Source organism: uncultured Lamprocystis sp. (genome assembly GCF_903933125.1).
Classification (GTDB): domain Bacteria; phylum Pseudomonadota; class Gammaproteobacteria; order Chromatiales; family Chromatiaceae; genus Thiodictyon.
Genome location: NZ_CAIZIZ010000419.1, coordinates 1 through 14,653, shown reverse-complemented (window position 1 = coordinate 14,653; position 14,653 = coordinate 1). Strand labels below are relative to the sequence as shown.

The 14,653-nt window shown below is 63.8% G+C and carries 13 protein-coding genes and 1 pseudogene; 5 read left to right on the top strand and 9 right to left on the bottom strand.

Translation table 11 applies throughout. The features are described from left to right. Window positions 1-175: 175 nt before the first annotated feature. From QZY03_RS22245 to QZY03_RS22205, 9 genes are all read right to left on the bottom strand, one after another. Entirely contained in the window at window positions 176-1,261 is a 1,086-nt protein-coding gene (locus QZY03_RS22245; RefSeq protein ID WP_295584679.1) for a homoserine O-succinyltransferase, read from the bottom strand. 9 nt (window positions 1,262-1,270) lie between these two features. Continuing rightward, window positions 1,271-2,161 (bottom strand): ATPase, encoded by an 891-nt coding sequence (locus QZY03_RS22240; protein WP_295584678.1) that lies wholly within the window; start codon window positions 2,159-2,161, stop codon window positions 1,271-1,273. Between the two features lie 308 nt (window positions 2,162-2,469). Beyond that, window positions 2,470-5,064, bottom strand: coding sequence for a PKD domain-containing protein (locus QZY03_RS22235; protein ID WP_295584677.1), 2,595 nt, complete (start codon window positions 5,062-5,064; stop codon window positions 2,470-2,472). A 138-nt stretch (window positions 5,065-5,202) separates the two neighbouring features. Further along, entirely contained in the window at window positions 5,203-6,597 is a 1,395-nt protein-coding gene (locus QZY03_RS22230) for an ATP-binding protein (protein ID WP_295584676.1), read from the bottom strand. Continuing rightward, window positions 6,594-7,262 carry a response regulator gene (locus QZY03_RS22225; RefSeq protein WP_295584675.1) on the bottom strand — a complete coding sequence of 223 codons (669 nt, stop codon included), beginning with the start codon at window positions 7,260-7,262 and terminating at the stop codon, window positions 6,594-6,596. Before QZY03_RS22225 ends, QZY03_RS22230 begins: the two co-directional genes overlap by 4 nt. Before the next feature lie 104 nt (window positions 7,263-7,366). Next, entirely contained in the window at window positions 7,367-8,002 is a 636-nt protein-coding gene (locus QZY03_RS22220; RefSeq protein ID WP_363182534.1) for an EF-hand domain-containing protein, read from the bottom strand. Window positions 8,003-8,367: 365 nt separating this feature from the next. After that, window positions 8,368-9,180, bottom strand: a complete 813-nt coding sequence (locus QZY03_RS22215; RefSeq protein ID WP_295584673.1) for a class III cytochrome C family protein — start codon at window positions 9,178-9,180, stop codon at window positions 8,368-8,370. Continuing rightward, window positions 9,177-9,755 (bottom strand): hypothetical protein, encoded by a 579-nt coding sequence (locus QZY03_RS22210; RefSeq protein ID WP_295584672.1) that lies wholly within the window; start codon window positions 9,753-9,755, stop codon window positions 9,177-9,179. Before QZY03_RS22210 ends, QZY03_RS22215 begins: the two co-directional genes overlap by 4 nt. A gap of 8 nt (window positions 9,756-9,763) precedes the next feature. Next, the gene (locus QZY03_RS22205; protein WP_295584670.1) at window positions 9,764-11,071 is read right to left on the bottom strand and encodes a 2Fe-2S iron-sulfur cluster-binding protein; all 1,308 of its coding nucleotides are present in this window, start codon (window positions 11,069-11,071) and stop codon (window positions 9,764-9,766) included. A gap of 518 nt (window positions 11,072-11,589) precedes the next feature. On the opposite strand from QZY03_RS22205, the gene QZY03_RS22200 reads away from it, so the two are divergent. From QZY03_RS22200 to QZY03_RS22180, 5 genes and pseudogenes are all read left to right on the top strand, one after another. Further along, window positions 11,590-11,823 carry a type II toxin-antitoxin system Phd/YefM family antitoxin gene (locus QZY03_RS22200; RefSeq protein WP_295584668.1) on the top strand — a complete coding sequence of 78 codons (234 nt, stop codon included), beginning with the start codon at window positions 11,590-11,592 and terminating at the stop codon, window positions 11,821-11,823. Then, the gene (locus tag QZY03_RS22195) at window positions 11,823-12,209 is read left to right on the top strand and encodes a type II toxin-antitoxin system VapC family toxin (protein ID WP_295584666.1); all 387 of its coding nucleotides are present in this window, start codon (window positions 11,823-11,825) and stop codon (window positions 12,207-12,209) included. Before QZY03_RS22200 ends, QZY03_RS22195 begins: the two co-directional genes overlap by 1 nt. 261 nt (window positions 12,210-12,470) lie before the next feature. Then, window positions 12,471-12,636 (top strand): annotated as a pseudogene (locus tag QZY03_RS22190) (helix-turn-helix domain-containing protein); the annotation flags it as partial. A 16-nt stretch (window positions 12,637-12,652) separates the two neighbouring features. Continuing rightward, the gene (locus QZY03_RS22185) at window positions 12,653-14,146 is read left to right on the top strand and encodes an AAA family ATPase (RefSeq protein WP_295584665.1); all 1,494 of its coding nucleotides are present in this window, start codon (window positions 12,653-12,655) and stop codon (window positions 14,144-14,146) included. After that, complete coding sequence (locus QZY03_RS22180) at window positions 14,143-14,598, top strand: hypothetical protein (RefSeq protein ID WP_295584664.1); 456 nt, start codon at window positions 14,143-14,145, stop codon at window positions 14,596-14,598. The genes QZY03_RS22185 and QZY03_RS22180 overlap by 4 nt, the downstream gene beginning before the upstream one ends. Window positions 14,599-14,653 lie beyond the last annotated feature (55 nt).

Genomic DNA, 14,653 nt, shown 5'->3' with positions numbered 1-14,653 from the left:
CCGGGTCCCTGACACCGAGCGGCGCGCCTTATCCACCCTACAGCGGCGCCGGTTCTGTAGGGTGGATAAGCGCAGCGCATCCACCATTGGCCTCGCTGCCGACACGCTGTTGGCGGCGGCCACCCAAATTTGGAACTGCTGCCGCCACGTCTCCGCGTCAGGGATGAGCAAGACCTCACGCCGGCGCGCGATTCCACCCCAACCCCAGCGGATCGGCCGGGTTCACATGGTCCATGAAGGGTAAGCACCGGTCGCTGTGGGTGATCTGATAGACCAACCCCATCCAGTTGCCGATCACCCCCTCTGCGGTATCGTGCCAGGTGTTGTCGAGACGGAAGACGATGTGGTCCTCGGGCAGGCGCGGCGGTTCCCGGCCGGCGGCCAGGGCGGCGCGGACGCGCTGCGCGTGCTCATCGAGGATGGCCTGGGACTGTACGGTGAAGTAACCCTCGGGGAAAGGGGGATAGTCGCGCCGCGCGCCGGCCGCGAAGCGGTTGACTTCGCGTTTATACTCTTTGAGCAACGAGATGGTGTCGTACTCCGGGTGTCCCTGGAAGAGCACCTGACGAATGCCGTCGGCGCTGACCGCCAGATGGACCCCGGCCCGCTCGCCCTCCACCAGCACCCGCAATCCGGCAGCGTCGAATTGGGCGCGGCTGATCTCATTGAAACGCGAGTGGGGAACGTCGAACAGGGTGTTGACGTTGCCGACCAGGGGGTGGGCGCGATTGACCACCCGATGCGGGAAGACCCCCCACCGCTTCTCGCCCAAAGGCTCCCGGCGTTGACCGTAGCGAAACTGAAGCACGGCATGGGTCGCGAGACAGGAGCACAGGGTGGAACTGACGTTATTCCAAGCCCAGTCCACGACCTCGATCAGCGGTTCCCAAAAGGGTTCAGTAGAGAGATCGGGACCGGTGACATTGGCGCCGGTGATGATCAGCGCGTCCAGCCCCTCGGAGCGGATGCGCTCGAAGGTGCTGTAGTAGCGCTGTATATGGGCCCGCGCCGTCTCCGCCCGCGCCAAGGCATCCAGGGTGAAGGGGTGCACGTAGAACTGGGCGATCTGATTACTGTGTCCGATGAGCCGGAAGAACTGACGCTCGGTCGCCTCCAGCGCGGCGTCGGGCATCATGTTCAGCAGGCCGATGTGCAGTTCCCGAATATCCTGCTGAGCGGCGCGCACCGGGTCCAGGATCTGATGACCGGCAGCCCGCAGGTGGCTGAAGGTGGGAAGTTGGTTATGGGCAACGATCGGCATGGCGGCGGCTCACTGAAGGGGATCGGCTGGATCAGTCGGCATAGCCGTCGGCACGCCGTCGGCGCGCGCGATGGCCCGTTCCAGGAGTTCCAGAAAATCCTGTTCGTCACGGATCTGGGCCACTTCCTCCGAAGAGACCGTGTAACCATGAGGCCGCGCGATCGCCTCGTAGCGCGGCACCCGCGAGTGGAACAGGCGGGGAAAGACCCACCGGGTGAAATCATCCGGATCGATCTCGGCCACGTACTCCAGACCCCGCGCCGGCAGATACTCGGCAAGCGCGGTGCTCAAAAACTCCGGCCGATAATACAGCGGCTTGGGGTCCGCCTGGGCACGTTTGATCAGCTTGATCTCATCCGCCTCGGGCACCCGGATGTAGAGGATCAGGCTGTGCCTGGCGAGCAGCGAGATGACCCGCGGTTCGTCCAGCTCGCACAGGCTGCCGCCGACATCGTTGACCAGGTTGGCATAGCCGTAGATTTCCTGCGCCTTGCGGATGAAGTCCGGCACGTCGAACATGGCGGCGATCTCGGCCTCACGGTAGAGCGCCTGACGGCGGTTGAACTCGGCCAGCGGCAGGCCGCCAAGTTCCGGGTTACCGAGCTTGCCGACGAAACTTAAGACCGGTCCCAGGTCGTTCACTTTGATATTGTTGCGGATGAAGATCCAGTCGCTGCGCAGCAGGTCGCGCAGGAAGGGATCGCGCATGGCATGAGCCTTGATCAGGTCGAGGATGTGCTCGTCCAGATAACGGGTGCCGATGCGGTAGTCACCCGAATAATGGAACCAGTCACTGCGCCGCAACAGGGCGGACAGAAAGGTCTTGCCGACCCCGGACATGCCGAGCAGGGTCACGCACTTATGGGGCCAGGCTCGGAACTCCTCGACGGTGAACTTCATAGGGGTGCTTCGCGTGGGTGGGTGGCGCCGTTGACCACAAAGGCACGGCGGTGCTCAAGCAGCAGAATGGTAATGCAGGGCGGCCGTGGCTGACCAGGGATCGGGCGACGCTTTTGTCCGCTCAAAAAACAGCCCCCGGATTGACCGGGGGCTTATGTGCTTTCCGGAACACCGGATACCGCCAACCATCGGCTCGGATGTAGGTGCGACTTCAGTCGCACCGATTCGGACGCAGGTGCGACTGAAGTCGCACCTACACACCGGTATCCAAATTGTCGGAAATCACCGTAAGACGCAGGGCAGGACAGTTAGTTCCGACTCAGACTCAATGCACGCTCCGGCCGCGTGAAGTTGTGGCAGGCGGCGCAGTCCTTCTTCTTGTCCTGCACGTGTCGCTTGTGCACCGAGTCGAACGTGCGGCCCTCGGTCTTGTTGCTATGGCACTGACCACAGATGGCATTCAGATTACCGTTGAGTGTGGTCACGCGGGTGCCAATGACGGCGCTAGGAGCGGTGCGCAAACCATAGCCCAGATCCTTCATGACCATCCGCGCCGGTCCGCCGGTGAGCGCCGCATGGCAGGAGCCGCAGCCCGCGCTGGTGCCGCCCAGCGCATTGCTCTTGGGCTCGACCCCGTGGTTGATGGTCTGGTAGGTAAAGACCGGCACCGTGGTGGTGTCGGGCGGCATCTCCAAAGCGCCGGGCAGACCGCTGCAGACCGTACTGGTCGCCGCGTTCGGTTCGTCTAAACCCAGACCCACCGCGACCGCGCGGCAGAAGCTGCCGGTGCGGAAGAACTCGAAGGTAGAGTGTCCGACGAAGCTATTGGTGCTGTCGTTCCGCGCCAGCTTGCCCCAGTGCTTCTTCATCGGGTAGAGCTTGGCTGTACTGCTCGCCACGTCCCCGTTGGGCATCCCCAAGGCATAGGCGCGCTGCCCGGGCTCAAGGCCGCGATAAAAGTTCGCCGCGAGCGTCGTGTCCAGGGGCACCGTCGGAATGCCGGTGAGCGACTCCTCCAGGTAAACGACTTCTGATTTGCCGTCGAACCAGGTGTAGCTGGGGATCAGCGCGGCGCTGCCCAGGCCGCCCTTATCCTCGCGGGGCAGCCAGCCGCCGCGTCCGTTACAGGCCGAATCGGACGGGTGCGGGTCCTGCCAGTCACGGGCAATCTCGGTCCCGACCGCCGCCTTGGCGTAGGACGGGATGTGACAGGTCTGGCAGGCGACTTTCATGGCGTGCTTGTCTTTGCTGGAGCCGCTGGTGGCACTGTAGTCGCCATGGGGGCGGCTCGAGTGACAACCGCCGGTCTCGCAGGTGAAGCGCTCGGGCACGTCGTTGGCCCGCAGGTCGAGACCGCGCCCACGCACCCGGTGGCTTTCACCATTGGCGCCGGTCGCGTTATGGCAATCAGAGCAGGTCAGGTCGGCGCCCGCCGGGCTCATATGCATATCCACCGTCACCGTCGGATTGATGTTCTCCTTCGACAGATCGCCGCGCTTGGCGCCATCGGCCCCGGCCGCCCCGGCATGACAGTTGAGGCAGGACTGACGGGTGGTGGCATGGACGTTCTGCGCCGCCGCCAGGGTGGTCAGCGGCATCGGGGTCATGGGGACCGCCGCCGGGAGCGTGTCGCTGCCGGCCGGTTTGAACAGGAAGTCGCCGGCCAGGCTGACGTTCGGGATGCCCTGGAACCCGGTGCGCACCACCGTGCCGCCGTCGGAGCGAACCAACTTGCCAGCGGCGTCCTCGGTCAGATTGAGCAGGCTGAAGCTGCTGAAGCCCTGCCCACTGGCGGTCCAGTCCGGGAAGCGCTTGTAGACCTCCTGATGGCACATCAGGCAGTCGATGTTCGCCAGTTGGACATTCGCCTGCGCGGACCCGACGGGCAAGTCTTCAAAGAGCGACTGCGCCATGGGGAACCGCCCATTGCCCACATGGCAACCGGCGCAGGTGAAGCGCGGGGAGTTCTCGTGGGTGCCGCAGTAAGTGTTGACGCCGGTCGCCACCAAGTCGCCCGCCGCCTTAGCCGGCCGCTCGCCGGCCGCCGCGAAGTTGGTCGGGATATTGGTGACGTTGGGGAAAGCGCCGCCCTGCTGGTAGTGGACCGAGCCATGCATATCGCGCGCTTCACCTTCGTGGCAGGCCACGCACACTGCCGGTCCGGTATAGGCCGTGATGCTGCAATGCTCCGCGATCGACGCGGTGCAGGCGACCGGTGCCGCGATTGTCGCGGTGGTGGTGGACGCGGCCGAGGTCCCGCCCCCGTTGTCCGTGACTCTGAGGGAAACGGTATAGGTCCCAGCCGTCGGGTAAACATGGCTGGGATTGGCCAGGGTACTGCTGGTGTTGTCGCCAAAGGTCCAGGCGTAAGCGGCGATGGTGCCGTCCGAATCGCTGGAACCCGCGCTACTAAAGCTGACGGCGACGCCCGTCGTGCCGCTGTAAGGACCATTGACATTGGCGGTCGGAGCGACATTGCTCGGCGCCTTGGGCGCACAGGTGGACGGCACGTTGCTGACATCGCGCTCGGCCGTCTGCCCGTCCGCCTGGGTGACGCGCACCCGGCAGGGCATGGGGCTCGGTCGCACGGCGGCCATGTTCCAGGCGCCTGTCGAGGTGCTGGTGATGCTACCCAAGACCTGGTCTGGGTTGTAGGCGTTGACCAGCGTCACTCGAGTCCGTGGCGTGCCCACCCCAATGACCCGCACCAAGGTATTTTGGTTACTCCATGCCGCGCTGCCGATGCTGAGAACGGCGGCGGCGGCGGTCTGCGCCCAGACCGAAGCAAGTCCCGCCAGGCAGAGCGCCGCAATCAGGAGACTCAGGCTCCACGGGCGCCACCGGGATCGCTGCTGTACTGTTCGTGGTGTGCGCTGGACGCGCGATGGTTTGGGGGTCGTCATCGGGGACTCCTCTCATTCAGGTACGGGCTGGAACCTCCGTGGATAACCGGACAGGTGTTCCTGGATATGAGCCCGATGAGACCAGGCGGTCAGTATCGGGCAAGGCCGGCTGTCGCATTAACGCTACCACCGGTCGCCTTAAGAGATCCTTAAGCCCAATGGCGAATGTGGTTTGACTCTGGCGGGCGCGGGGAAGATCAGATCCACGCGCAGGCCCGTACCGCCCTCGCCGTCGCCCAAGCTGATCTCGATACCGTAACGGTCGCAGAGCCGTCGCACGATGGCGAGCCCGAGCCCCGACCCAGGCTCAACCTGACCGGCGGGTCGGTAGAAGCGGTCGAAGACCCGTTGCCGGTCGCCGACCGGGATACCGGGACCGGAGTCAGTCACCCGCAACACCAGTCGCTCGCGCTGCCAGAGGACCGCGACCCGGACCTGGCCCCCGGCCGGCGTGTATTTGATCCCATTCTCGATCAGGTTGCCGACCAACACCCCCAGTACCGCCGCCGGGGCTGAAACCACACAGGGATCGCCGTCCGGCAGCACGGCGGTCAAGCCGATTGATCGCGCGCCCGCGGCGGCCTGGCGGTCAGTCACCGCCCGTGTAGCGGCTTTGGCAAGCGAAGCGAAACCGCGCCCGCTCACGCGGTGAACATCATGTTCATCGTCCTGGAGACGCGCCAGCGTCAAGAGTTGCGAGATCAGATGGGTTGCCCGATCCACGCCCTGGATCAGTTGATCGAGCGCCGCGCGACGCTCATCCGGTGCGGTGCTGCGCTGAGCGATCTGGGCATAAGTGCGGATAATCGCAAACGGGGTGCGCAGCTCGTGTGAAGCATCGGCGGCAAAGCGCCGCTCGGCGGCCAGCGTCTGATCGAGACGTTCCATCAGACCGTTCAGGGCCTCGGTCAGCGGTCGGATCTCCGTCGGGACACTCTGCCCATCGATCGGCTCCAGGCGCTCGGCGGAACGCTGTCCGATGTCGCGCGCGACCCGCTGCAACGGGCGCAGGCCATCGCTCACTGCCCACCAGATAAGGAACACGGTCAAGGGCAACGACCACAGGATCGGCTGTAATGCGTGGATCGTCAGAAACCGGATCATCTCCTGACGGATCGTATAGTTCTGAGCCACGAAGACAACCTCTCCCGGCAGGGTGCCGGGAAGACCAAAGACCCGCCACTGGGCCGAACCGATGGACTGGTCCGAGAACCCGGGCGTCGGCGCCAGGGGCTGCGATGGTGCGGCACCAAAACTGGCGACAAGTCGATCGCCCTGCCAGCGCTGGAAACTCAACTTGAACTCATAGGGATGACCCACGGGCGACAGCGTTTGCGGGGCGGCAGCGGCCACGGATAAAGGGCCGACCAGGGTCAGTTCATGCAACACCCGGGCGGTCTGCGCCAATTGGGCATCCAGGAGTTCCGCGATCTCATGACCCGAGCGATCAAGCGAAATCAGGGCCACCGCGACCCAGACCATGATCCAGATACCCAACAGAGCAAGCAGCAGCCGTCGGCGAATCGACGTCATGACGCTGCGACGCAGACCAGTTGGTAGCCGACCCCGCGCACCGTGAGAATCCGCTCGCGGCCGAGTTTGCGCCTCAGGTGATGGATATGCACCTCCAGCGAGTTGCTCTCGACTTCGCCCTGCCAGCCGCGGGCCGCGGCCTCAAGTCGGGCGCGCGTGACCACGCGGTCGGGGTTCGCGATCAGCTCCTCCAACAGCGTGTACTCCATCGGTGAGAGCGACAGCGCCTGCCCACCCAAGGTCGCCGCGCGCTGCGAGGTATCCAGGGCCAGATCCCCGACCTGCATGACCGGCGAGGGATGACCACGACCACGGCGAGCGAGCGCCCGCAGCCGCGCGCTCAACTCATCGAGATCAAAGGGCTTGACCAGATAGTCATCCGCCCCCGCATCCAGACCGGAGACCTTGTCGGCGATGGCATCACGGGCGGTGAGGATCAGCACGGGCAGGACCGACCCCGCGCGCCGGAGCTCACGCAAGAGCGAGAGCCCGTCGCGCCCAGGCAGGCCCAGGTCCAGAATCAGCAGGTCGAAGTGCTCCAGACTCAGGGCATGCAGGGCCGGCTCCGCGGCCTGAACCCAATCTGCCGCAAAGCCGTCCTGAGCCAGCCCGGTGCGCAGCCCCGCCCCCAACAGCGGATCATCTTCGACGATCAGGACGCGCATATCAGTTCCGCGGAATCACCCGTCGGATGGGCGACGCGCGGCACGGCCAGACGTGACCGTCCGCCCCCTGGCGAACCGCCGAACCGGCCAGTCAACTGACCAGTTCAACGCGGCGGCATGCCTTGCTGCCGGTGCTGCGCTTGGGCCGCGGTGAACTCCTGGGGGTCGACCCGGCCGTCACTGTTGCTGTCGATGGCGCCGAAGGTCGGGGCATTGGCCAGGTTACGCATCGGGTAGCCTTGTTGCGCCCGCTCTTGAATGCGCTTGCCCTTCGCCTCGTTGAACTCCTGTTCGGTAAGGCTGCCGTCCGCGTTCAGATCGAAGTCGGCGAAGGATGGCATGTTGCGGCCCATGCCGGGTCCCATCCCCATACCAGGCCCGCCCGCCCCCATGCCGCCGCCCGCCCCCGGCCCCATCCCGCGTCCCTGCATACGCGCCTGCTGCGCCTGGGCGAACTCATCCGGCATGAGTTTGCCGTCGCCATCGAGATCAAACTCCGCAAAGGTCGGTGCATTGGCGGCCCCGCGCATCGGGGCACCGGCCGCCGCCCGCGCGGCCATGCGTTGCGCGTGGGTCGTCTCGAACTCCTGCTGGGTGACGACACCATTGCCGTCCTGATCGAACGCCGTGAACGGCATGGGGCCGCGCGGCGGCTGATTGGCCGTCTGTGCGTTCAGCAGCGGGGCCGCGGCTGCCAGGGTGAGGGTCAGGGTCAAGGTGCGGGTGAAGTACTTCATCATTCGCCTTCGTCAATCTCGTGGTACATCGTCTGGCTGGCCGGTCGTGTTCGCTACGCGGACCGCAGCCACCCAAGGGTTCAAACACACACTATAGACCGACAACGCCGGGGCCGTCCGCCGCCGGCCTGCCGGCCAGCAATTCCAAATTTGGGCGGCAGCATCCAGCGTGAAGCCGTCGGCGGGGCTGATGGTGGATAAGGCGCGCCGCACGATGTTCGGGATTCAGCACGTCGGTTGTGCGCGCCCCATCCACCATGGGCCGCAGCGGACCCTCAAATTTGGAATTGCTGCCTGCCGGCAGGAAGGCCCCGGAGCCGGCAGCACTCAGCCGAAACCGCAGGACGGGGGGCAAGCGGGACAGCCGATCAGTCGTCATCCTCGTCGTCCTCGTCGTCCTCGTCGGAGTCGTCCTTCTCCCCTGACGATTGATCCGCGCGATTATCGCCTTCGCCGGCATCCCGCCCTTCCCGACGCCCAGCAGCGTGCTCAGCGTCCTCGGCATCCCCGCCGCGGTGACACTCGACACAGTCCTCGTAGTCACTGATGCCCTCTTCCACATGTTCCTCGCGAATTCCGGAACGGGTGTGCTCATGACAACCGTAGCAGGTATAGCGACTGTAGTCGTTACCCACATGGCAGGTGTTACAGGCGGCCTCGTGGTCGCCCGCGAGACTGAACAGGCTCTCATGGTCGAAGGTCGCGGGGGTCCAGGCATCTTGGGCATGGCACTGACCACAGTTGCCGACGACACCTTGATGCATGCTGTCCAGCGGGGCCTGATGACAGCCGCTGCACTGATCGCGGCGGGCGACTTTCAGCAGCTCGTGGGAGAACCGGCCGATGGGGTGAAACACCTGCACCCCCTTGTGGTCGCTGTGACAGGCCACGCAGTCTTGCTCGGTCAAGTCCTGATGGAACGGGGGAAACTTCAGCTCGTCGGCGATCGACAGACCCTTGGTGGTCACCAGGCCGATCTCAGCCGGCTTGTGGCACTTAATGCACTGGCCGGGCGTGCTGCCGATGAAGGGCTGATGGCAGGCAAAGCAGTCGGTCGCAAAGGCCCGGTGGGCCGGCATGACCTGACCGGGCGCGACCATGTGCTCAGGCCAAACCACGGCAATCAGTAACAGGACCACCAGATTGGCGGCAACGAGAAAGAAAACGGCGCGCTTGTTCATTGCCACTGCCAAAATAGAAAAATGCTGAAGATGTGCGCGAATCCCAGAACGCCGAAGGCCAGCGTGATGGGGAAATGCACCGTCCGCCATTGCTTCATCACGTCCACCGTCACCGCGTCCCAAAAGACTTCCCGGTCAACCTCGGTCGCGGCATCCCCGTGCCGGATGTGGAACTCCCGTTTTTCGCTCAATTCGCGGCGTGAGCGGCCGAGCAGATATTGCCCGGTCATCCCGCTGGCCAGGGTGACCAGCATGGCCAGCAGCGCCAACCAGGGGAGGATCGCGTAGACATGGACACCGGCGTGAACCAGGATCATCAACGCCCCCACCCAGGTGAAGATCTCATGCAGTTGCAGCAGGGTCTTCGGGTTACCGGAGTGGATCAGCTTGCGCTTGCGCATGGAATAGAAAAACGACAGCAGGATCAGGATGGTTCCGGGGATACCCAGATAGCGGCCGATCCAATAGAGGCCGTAAGCGTGCAACAAGGCATCGGTGATCGCGGTCGCGACGATCAGCGACCCGAACATCAGGACGAACGGCAGGACTTCTTTACGAATAATGGAACGATTCATCTTGGACTCTAGAGCGCCAGGGTTAGATCGGTCTTCGGGGTCGAAATGCAGAGCAGACAATGGCCTGGCTTGAGGTCCGCATCGGGCTGCTGTCGATACGCCACCTCACCGGCTTCGATCCGTGTCTCACAGGTGCCGCAACTGCCGGCCCGACAGCCGGAATCGACCGGAATACCCTGGCCTTCGGCGAGGTCCAGCAGGGAGCCGGCTGAACCGTCCCAGGCGACGGTCTTGCCGGAACCGCTGAAGCGCACGGCGACCGGGTTGATCACCGCCGCCGGACTCGGCGCCTGACGCTGGTTCAACGATGCCGGCCCGAAAGACTCGTAATGAATGTCCGCCGACGCCACGCCCTGGGCCTCGAGGGCGGGCACCAAGGACTCCATCATCGCGGGCGGGCCGCAGACATAAAATTCATGGCGGCCAAACTGCAGGGTCCGCCGCAGCAACTCGAGGTTGACGAAGCCCTGATGCTGGTAATCCGTCCCCAAGCGATCGTCAGATCGGGGCTCCGAATAGCACACCTGGAGATGAACATTCGCGTGGGCCTTGCTCAGCGCATCCAGGTGTTCCTTCATGATGTGCTCGGCGCCATTGCGAACGCCGTAGAACAACCAAACCTCGCGCGGATCGGCCCGGTGGGTCAAGGTGTTCAGGATGCTGAGCATCGGGGTCATACCAATTCCGCCGGCGATCAGCACGATCGGAACAGCGCCGTCCTCGGTCAGATAGAAGTGACCGGCCGGGGCGCGCGCCCAGAGCGTGGCGCCCTCCTGGAGTTGATCATGAAGGTAGTTTGAAATCACGCCCGGCGGCAGTTCCGACCGACCAGGAGGCGACGGAACCCGCTTGATCGAGATGCGGTAGCAGTCGGGGCGCGGCCGATCCGACAGTGAATAGCACCGCACCAGGGTCTTGGGCGAACCGCCGGCAGGGTCAGGCACTTCCAGCCGGAAGGTGAGATACTGACCGGGCCGGTACGGCGGCAGGCTCCCGCCGTCGACGGGGACCAGGTAGAAAGAACACACTGCACCGCCCTCGTCCTCAACGACGCGCCGGTCGATCCGGAACTCCCGATAGCCGGACCAGGCTGCAGGAGACACACTCGCCGCACCCGCCGCAACCAAGGCAGGCTCAGCTTCAGGAAGCTGCCTGGATAAGGCACGGGCCGGCCTTACCTCCTCTCCAGCCGCTTCGCCCGACAGCGTCAGTTGCCGGAATCGTGCGCGCTGGCGTTGCCACCCGAACAGACCAACAGCCGCGACCTGGGCCAGGATAGCCGCGGTAATCAACAGGACCAGCGTTGCGTTTGACATGATGCGTATCCCGCGAGACTCTCGCCCCGCTCAATCCTCTCGGCAATCGACAGCGCCCGCTGCCGAAACCAGTCGGCAGCATGGCGCACGCCGACACACCGCCGCGCAACAGGCAAGGCGGCCGGGTCGATAGCAGCGCAACTGAACGCGACCGGATGCCAGGCTAACAGTGGGCGCCTGACCGCAGCCTGTGCGGGGTTGTCAGCGAATCGTCAGTTTTGAGTATCCGCGATGGCGACCTGCTGGTGGTCGACCGCGCGCGTAAGGCAAGCCGGGATCGATCGTGATCCGGCGGTTGACCCATAGGGGACACATTACGCCTTTTGGCTAAGGTGATTTCCGGGAAATGATCTACCGATGTCCAGGGGCGACTTCAGTCGCCCTTACATGACAGAAATCGCCTTAGGGGGCGGTCCCGAACAGCACGGCGAGCCCGAAGCCCATACATCGCCTTTCTTCCATCCCACCGTCATTCTCGCTAGACTTAGTCCGAGCACTGAGTCCATCAGGAGCCGCCAATGACGCTGACCGTCAACGTTCACGAGGCCAAGACTCACCTTTCCAAGCTTCTAAAGCAGGCCCATGCCGGTCAGGAGATCATCCTGGCCAAGGCCGGCAAGCCATACGCACGCCTGATGCCCTTGGCGCCCGCACCCGCACGGCGTCAACCGGGGCGCCTGGCAGGCCGCGTGACCGACGCCTTCTGCGACCCGCTACCCCCGGAAGAGCTGGACGCCTGGGAAGGCCGTTGATGCGGCTGCTGCTCGATACCCATGCGCTCCTGTGGTGGTTTACCGCCGACCGGCAACTGTCCGCCAGGGCGCAGGCCGCCATCGCCGATGAAACCAACACGGTCCACGTCAGCGCGGCGACGGCCTGGGAGATCGCGACCAAGCAGCGGCTCGGCAAACTCGATGAAGTCCCCCACGCGGCCGAGCAGTTTGCGGAACTGGTCGCCGCTGACGGCTTCCTCCACCTGCCCGTCAGCTATCGCCATGGACTTCGCGCGGGAGGCTACGTCCTGGCCCATCGCGACCCCTTCGATCGGATGCTGGCGGCGCAGAGTGAGTTGGAATCCATGGTCCTGGTGACGCGAGACCCGGCGTTCGCCGCGTTTCAAGTTGTGACACTTTGGTGACGCAGAGAGTACAGGTCGGTATGCCAGGGGAGGGATTGGGTGGTCACAAGTCGACTGGTTCTGGCATCCGGGTTGGGCAGGACACCGGCAATCCCCCATACTGGTGTCGGCCATTCCTGCGACCGCGTCGGTTGGGAGCTTGACCAAAAATCGCCGCGGGACAGGATGGCAAATTTTGCCGTCCCCGCTGCCATTGACAGGGGTCGGATCGAGCGTAACCTCACACCCTGGCGAGTCTGGCTGCCGAGGGAGTCGGTCCCCAAGGTCGACCTGGATAGTTCTGACCTGGGCGAGCGCGAGTGGGTTATCGTCGCCCTGGAAGATGCCGGCTGGGTCCAGGCCAAGGCTGCACGCCTGCTCAACATGACGCCGCGGCAGATCGCTGACCGCATACAGACGCTGAACATCTAGGGTGAGGCAGTTCTGAACCGCCTCGGAAAGCTGTGCTCTGGCTCCGCGAACAGCGCCTTGTGAAGACGATGCCCATTAGAATGGATCGGATAAGTTATGAACGTAAGATTCGACACTGTAGAGATCGGCGATTTCCGGCGCAGAATTTACCTGTCGAGTCAGTGACGATTATGAAAATAGACCAACTCACGCTGACCAACTTCAAGTGCTTCGAGCAGCAAACTGTTAATCTGCATCCGCAGTTCACGTTGTTCGCTGGCGATAACGGCTCCGGTAAGACCAGCATCTTGGATGGGCTGGCAGTGGCGGCCGGCAGTTGGCTGCTCGGCGTTGATGGCCACTACAGCCGACCGATCCGTCGGCATGAGGTCAGATTCAGTGCGTATCCCTCCGAACGCGCTGCGGCGGCGGCCCGTGATCCTGGTAAAATCATTAATGGTGCAGGTTACCAGTGGGAAGAGAACTTTCCCTGTGTGGTCGGCGCCAGGGGCTCTGTGCTCGGTGAGGAATTGAGTTGGAAGCGGGCGCTAAACGGATGGCCCGGTAGAACGACCTACCGTGAAGCCAACGCGCTGAAGGCCCTCGCCCAAGGGCTGACCAAGGGGGCCAGGCAGCGCGATGTCCTATTGCCGCTGATCGCTCATTATGACATCTGTAGGTTGTGCGGCATACCGCGCGATCAGGGGCTTATCCGTGATGCCGAGCCCTTGACCGACAAGACCGGGATGTCTCGTCTGACAGGGTATGACCTGAGCATCGACCAACGGCTGAGTACCAAGGAGTTCGTGCGTTGGATCGCCCGCCAGTCATGGATCGCCTTCCAGCAGGGGGGCACGCGAAGTGACAGCTTTATCGCCGTGCAGCGCGCCGCTGCCTCCTGCATCCCGGGAGCATCCGGCCTGCATTTCGATCCGATGATCGGCGAGGTCGTAATTGACCTCGCCGGAAGCAGCGCGCAGCCGTTCAACAATTTAAGCGATGGTCAACGCGCGATGCTCGCACTGGTTGGTGACCTGGCCACGAAGGCCACGATGCTGAATCCGCACTTGGGCGCAGCCGCGCTCGACGAAACGCCGGGCATCGTGCTGATCGACGAATTGGACTTACACTTGCATCCGAAATGGCAGCGCCGGGTCGCCGCTGACCTGAAACGGACCTTTCCGTCCCTGCAATTTGTCTGTACCACCCATTCACCACAGATCATCGGTGAACTGAGCCGGGAAGAGGTGCGGCTGCTGCATGATGGACGCCCGCAACTGCCCGCGGTCGCCCGTGGTGCCGATTCCAACTGGATCCTCGACCATGTGATGGAAGGTGCCGCGTCGGAGACACAACAGGCGCGGGACTTCAAGGAGACCGTCGAAGATGCGCTGGACCAAGCCGACTTACCGGCGGCGCGACGGCACATCGAAGCACTGCGGGCGCTGCTCAATGGCGATACCTCGTCGCTGGTGGAGTTGGAAAGCTACCTGGACCGACTGGAGCGCCTGGCAGAGGCGCCCGAAGACGACGAGGATGACCTTTGAGAACCATCGTCAAGCGCCCGCAACCCGACGCACTGACTCGCTGGCGCCAGCCGCGGCTGGCGGCGGAAAAGCCTGAAGGGATGGAATGCAGCTATGCCGAACTGCGCCGGGACAACGATGCGATCAATGCAGTAGAGGACGCCTTGTTCTCCGAGCAAGGCGGTATCTGCGCCTATACCGGCCTCCCCCTATCGCTAACCCTGGAGCGTGAGGGCGTTCCGAGAAAGGTCGGATTCCACTGCGAGCACCTCAAGTCGCAAGACCGATGCCGCAAACTCGACGGCGCTGTCTATGGCGAAGCCGCCGACTATGGCAATCTTGTAGCCTGCTGGCCACCGCGCAACTGTGGGTACCAACTGTCATTCGGGGCTCACGCGAAGGAGGCTTGGCCGCGAGCAGCGGAAGATTATTTGGCTCTCTGGGATTTCCCGTGGCAATTTACCGTAACATAATCAATAAGATATTGTGCATCGTCAAAATTTACTGACCCCTGTCATGGTCGGCACT

Coding starts and splice junctions, on each gene's coding strand:
- QZY03_RS22245 (WP_295584679.1), bottom strand. CDS start 1,261: ATGCCGATCGTTGCCCATAACCAACTTCCCACCTTCAGCCACCTGCGG.
- QZY03_RS22240 (WP_295584678.1), bottom strand. CDS start 2,161: ATGAAGTTCACCGTCGAGGAGTTCCGAGCCTGGCCCCATAAGTGCGTG.
- QZY03_RS22235 (WP_295584677.1), bottom strand. CDS start 5,064: ATGACGACCCCCAAACCATCGCGCGTCCAGCGCACACCACGAACAGTA.
- QZY03_RS22230 (WP_295584676.1), bottom strand. CDS start 6,597: ATGACGTCGATTCGCCGACGGCTGCTGCTTGCTCTGTTGGGTATCTGG.
- QZY03_RS22225 (WP_295584675.1), bottom strand. CDS start 7,262: ATGCGCGTCCTGATCGTCGAAGATGATCCGCTGTTGGGGGCGGGGCTG.
- QZY03_RS22220 (WP_363182534.1), bottom strand. CDS start 8,002: ATGATGAAGTACTTCACCCGCACCTTGACCCTGACCCTCACCCTGGCA.
- QZY03_RS22215 (WP_295584673.1), bottom strand. CDS start 9,180: ATGAACAAGCGCGCCGTTTTCTTTCTCGTTGCCGCCAATCTGGTGGTC.
- QZY03_RS22210 (WP_295584672.1), bottom strand. CDS start 9,755: ATGAATCGTTCCATTATTCGTAAAGAAGTCCTGCCGTTCGTCCTGATG.
- QZY03_RS22205 (WP_295584670.1), bottom strand. CDS start 11,071: ATGTCAAACGCAACGCTGGTCCTGTTGATTACCGCGGCTATCCTGGCC.
- QZY03_RS22200 (WP_295584668.1), top strand. CDS start 11,590: ATGACGCTGACCGTCAACGTTCACGAGGCCAAGACTCACCTTTCCAAG.
- QZY03_RS22195 (WP_295584666.1), top strand. CDS start 11,823: ATGCGGCTGCTGCTCGATACCCATGCGCTCCTGTGGTGGTTTACCGCC.